At 36.1% G+C, this 3,908-nt stretch carries 4 protein-coding genes and 1 pseudogene; all 5 read left to right on the plus strand.

Going from position 1 to position 3,908, the window contains the following annotated elements:
* Positions 1 to 436: 436 nt before the first annotated feature.
* Positions 437 to 1,138 (plus strand): annotated as a pseudogene (locus QZ548_RS09050) (polyprenyl synthetase family protein); the annotation flags it as partial.
* 28 nt (positions 1,139 to 1,166) lie between these two features.
* Positions 1,167 to 1,646, plus strand: coding sequence for a divergent PAP2 family protein (locus QZ548_RS08305; protein ID WP_295869643.1), 480 nt, complete (start codon positions 1,167 to 1,169; stop codon positions 1,644 to 1,646).
* Positions 1,643 to 2,446 (plus strand): TlyA family RNA methyltransferase, encoded by an 804-nt coding sequence (locus QZ548_RS08310; protein WP_295869644.1) that lies wholly within the window; start codon positions 1,643 to 1,645, stop codon positions 2,444 to 2,446. The genes QZ548_RS08305 and QZ548_RS08310 overlap by 4 nt, the downstream gene beginning before the upstream one ends.
* 9 nt (positions 2,447 to 2,455) lie before the next feature.
* The gene (locus QZ548_RS08315) at positions 2,456 to 3,340 is read left to right on the plus strand and encodes an NAD(+)/NADH kinase (RefSeq protein WP_295869649.1); all 885 of its coding nucleotides are present in this window, start codon (positions 2,456 to 2,458) and stop codon (positions 3,338 to 3,340) included.
* A gap of 81 nt (positions 3,341 to 3,421) precedes the next feature.
* Positions 3,422 to 3,908: class I SAM-dependent methyltransferase (locus QZ548_RS08320; protein ID WP_295869651.1), on the plus strand; the 487-nt coding region annotated here is incomplete at its 3' end.

Here is a 3,908-nt window from a genome sequence, read left to right on the forward strand (position 1 = left end):
CATAGGTGCCTTATGGAACAATGAGGATTTTACAAAAATCCTGAAAGAAAAATTTGGGTTCAAAAATGCTTTTGAGGGCCTTGACAACGAAGAGCAGTTAAGTGAAATCTGGGAAGATGGAATTGACTATGTCGGAGATGTTGACGGAGCGATTGCGGAATTTCCAGTAAAAATTATAAAGGAAACAAGCAATATGACCTATGAGGAATGTTGTTTCCATATAATCGGTGATCCTGAACAGGGAGGCAATTATAAGTTTGAATATCTGGAAACATATCTTGGGTTTTTAGGTAGCTACCTGAAATATATGCAATATCTTGGCGAAGTTGCAGTTGAGATAAAAAAGTTGAAAAAAAGAGACACTTTTGTTGAAGGCAGAATAAAGTTTGAAACAGAAAACAAATATCTTCTTGATTATATGAAAGAAGTTTCCAAAAAAGATCCTGCTGATTATAAAGAGTTTCTTTGTGCAATGGAGTGTATCCATACGTATTCCTTAGTACATGATGATTTACCGGCCATGGATAATGATGATTATCGTAGAGGTAATTTAACAAATCATAAAGTTTATGGTGAAGGTATGGCTATTCTAGCAGGTGACGGTTTATTGACCTATGCCTTTCAATTAATGACCGCTAATGAGACAGCTACAGCGCAGGAAAAACTTGATGCCATCCAATGTGTGGCTACGGCTGCAGGCCCTGAAGGTATGGTCGGAGGTCAAGCCTTCGATATGCTTAGTGAAGATAAACATATACCACTTGAGGAGTTAAAGGTTTTACACCGAGGAAAAACTGGGGCTTTATTTAATGCATCTGTAGAATTAGGGCTCATCTTAGGCAATGCAGATACAGCTACAAGAACAGCACTTATGGAATATGCAAATTGTTTAGGATTGTTATTCCAAATTACTGATGATATTCTAGATGTAACTGGTACTATTGAAGAATTAGGAAAAACACCTGGTAGTGATATTCGCCAACATAAATCAACCTATGTATCTTTACTAGGTTTAGATGAAGCTAAGAATCAAGCTTCTTTAGTTGGTAAACAAGCTCATGATGCACTAAATTCCGTTTCCTATGATACATCTATTCTGGCTGCTCTAATTGATTATCTTTTAGAACGCACTAATTAATTGTTACGACCTGTAGAAGGTATAAATAATGATTGATATATTACCACAAATATCACACAACTACATAGCGCAAGCCGCATTTTGGGGTTGGTTTACAGCTCAGGCTATCAAATTCGTATGGCAACTAGTTCGGCATGGTAAATTTCGTCCAGAACGATTAGTCGGATCTGGTGGTTTCCCAAGTTCGCATACATCCTTTGTAATCGCTACAACCACGGCTATATATCTAAAAAATGGAGCATCTGATCTTTTTATTCTATCCTTAGTATTCTCTATCGTAGTCATGTATGATGCATCTGGCGTACGTTTAGAAGCTGGTCGTCAAGCTCAAATTCTAAATCAAATTGTAGACTATTTTACAAAGAAAAATATACCGGTTGTCATTACTCGTAAAGAAGCCTTGAAAGAGTTATTAGGCCATACACCAATAGAGGTATTTGGGGGATTAATTCTTGGCATTCTTGTAGCATGTATTCAATTTTATTATATTTATAATGGTGTCATATGAGCAGTAAAGAACGTTTAGACATACTCCTTGTTAATCGAGGACTTTTTGAAAGTAGAGAAAAAGCCAAAGCAGCCATAATGGCTGGCCAAATCTTTATGGATACAACACGTATTGATAAAGCGGGTACAAAAATTCCTGTAGATGCTAATATCGTAGTAAAGGGCAACACCTTACCTTATGTTAGTCGTGGTGGACTAAAGTTAGAAAAAGCTATTCAAACGTATCCTATCTATTTACAAGACGCTGTTATGGTCGATATAGGTGCTAGCACTGGCGGTTTTACAGATTGTGCTCTACAAAATGGAGCAGCTAAAGTATTTGCTATCGATGTAGGCTATAATCAATTAGCTTGGAAGTTACGCCAAGACCCACGTGTTATCAATATGGAAAAGCAAAATATTCGCACTGTCACGCCAGAACAATTAGGTGAACTGGTTGACTTTATTTCCATAGATGTAGCATTTATCTCTTTAGATAAAGTATTACCTGTAGCTACTACATTGTTAAAAGATACAGGCTCCCTCGTTGCTTTAATTAAGCCGCAATTTGAAGCTGGCAAAGAAAATGTTGGCAAAGGTGGTATTGTGCGCGACCCGGAAATCCATAAAGAAGTTTTACATCGTATCTTACATGTTGCTTATGATTGTGGATTATACGTTCATGGATTAACTTTCTCACCAATTAAAGGTATGGAAGGTAATATTGAGTTTTTAGGTTATTTTAAAAAGTACGAAGAAGGGGCTTTAACCATTGATGATACTTTAATCGATACAGTGGTTGCAGAGGCTCATTCATTATAGGAGATTACTATGCGTATCGGATTTTTCCCTAATATGGGGAAAAGCAATATTATGGCAGTTTTAAAAATGGCTGCACATATTTGTAAAGATGAAGGTATCGAAGTATTCTTGCCAGATGATCTCGAATCAGATGCACCTGCACGAGTACTTAAGATTCCTGAAACTCACATTTTAAGTCGTCCAGAAATCTTTAAACAAATTGATATTGCCTTTAGTTTTGGTGGTGATGGTACCATCATCCATTTGGCACGACAAATTTATCCATACAATGTACCTGTTTGTGGTATTAATCTTGGTGAGTTGGGTTTCTTAAACCAAATCGAAGTTCACCAAATGCAAAGTCATATTAAACGTATTGCCAAGGGTGATTATAATATCGAGAAACGTGGACATTTATATGCGTATATTGACCGCAATAATGGTAATGAAGAAGAATTAGTACCTATCATTAATGAAATTGTTATTACCCGTGCAGAACCAGCTAAAATGGCACGTATCAATATGTCCATCAATAATCAACATACGCAAATGTATCCTTCTGATGGCTTGATCATTTCTTCTGCCACAGGCTCTACAGGATATAATCTATCTGCAGGTGGTCCTATTATGAAGCCTGATAATAGATCAATTATTGTGACTCCTGTAGCACCACATCTTATTCAAGGCGTTTCTCTTGTATTGGAAGAGCATGATACAATTCAAATCACCATGCCAGAACGAGAGCCTCAATTACATATCTGTATAGATGGTACATTTGACTATACGTTTACCAATAAAGAAACATTACATATAAACTCCAATCCAGTATATTGCTTATTCGTACGTTTTAAAGATCAATGTTTCTTTGGTACATTATTTAAAAAATTAGCCTCTCGTCGTGACGAGTTATTATAATACTAAAATCTCAAGTGGGGTGATTTTGTGATTAACATTAACAATGCTGTTCAGTTTCAACATTTAATCTGGGATCGAGTAATGAAACACGCTAATGTTGTAGTAGATGCAACATGTGGCAATGGCCATGATTTATTGTATCTAGCAGAGCGAGCAAGAAAAGGCTGTCATTTATATGGCATCGATATCCAAATGAAAGCTATTAATAGTAGCCAAGAGTTATTGCAGTCAAATGATATAGCTGAAGATGTGAGCCTAACATTTATCCATGACTCCCATGATCGTGCATTAGTTAATCAGTTAAAAGATGAAGTAATTGATTTAATGATTTTTAACCTAGGATATTTACCAGGTGGCGATCATCAAGTTATAACTAAACCGCATCAAACAATTGACGCTATAAAAGAGGGTTTAGAGAAATTATCTAAATCTGGAGTTATCACAATTGTTGCTTACCCTGGAACAACAGAAGGGTTAGAAGAAATGCAGATCCTTAAATCGTATTTATCAGATTTAGAACAGAAATTGTATAATGTATGTCATTGGCATCCAATGAATCAAATAAATG

It is taken from the genome of uncultured Veillonella sp., from assembly GCF_915069625.1.
Taxonomy (GTDB): domain Bacteria; phylum Bacillota; class Negativicutes; order Veillonellales; family Veillonellaceae; genus Veillonella.

Coding starts and splice junctions, on each gene's coding strand:
- QZ548_RS08315 (WP_295869649.1), top strand. CDS start 2,456: ATGCGTATCGGATTTTTCCCTAATATGGGGAAAAGCAATATTATGGCA.
- QZ548_RS08310 (WP_295869644.1), top strand. CDS start 1,643: ATGAGCAGTAAAGAACGTTTAGACATACTCCTTGTTAATCGAGGACTT.
- QZ548_RS08305 (WP_295869643.1), top strand. CDS start 1,167: ATGATTGATATATTACCACAAATATCACACAACTACATAGCGCAAGCC.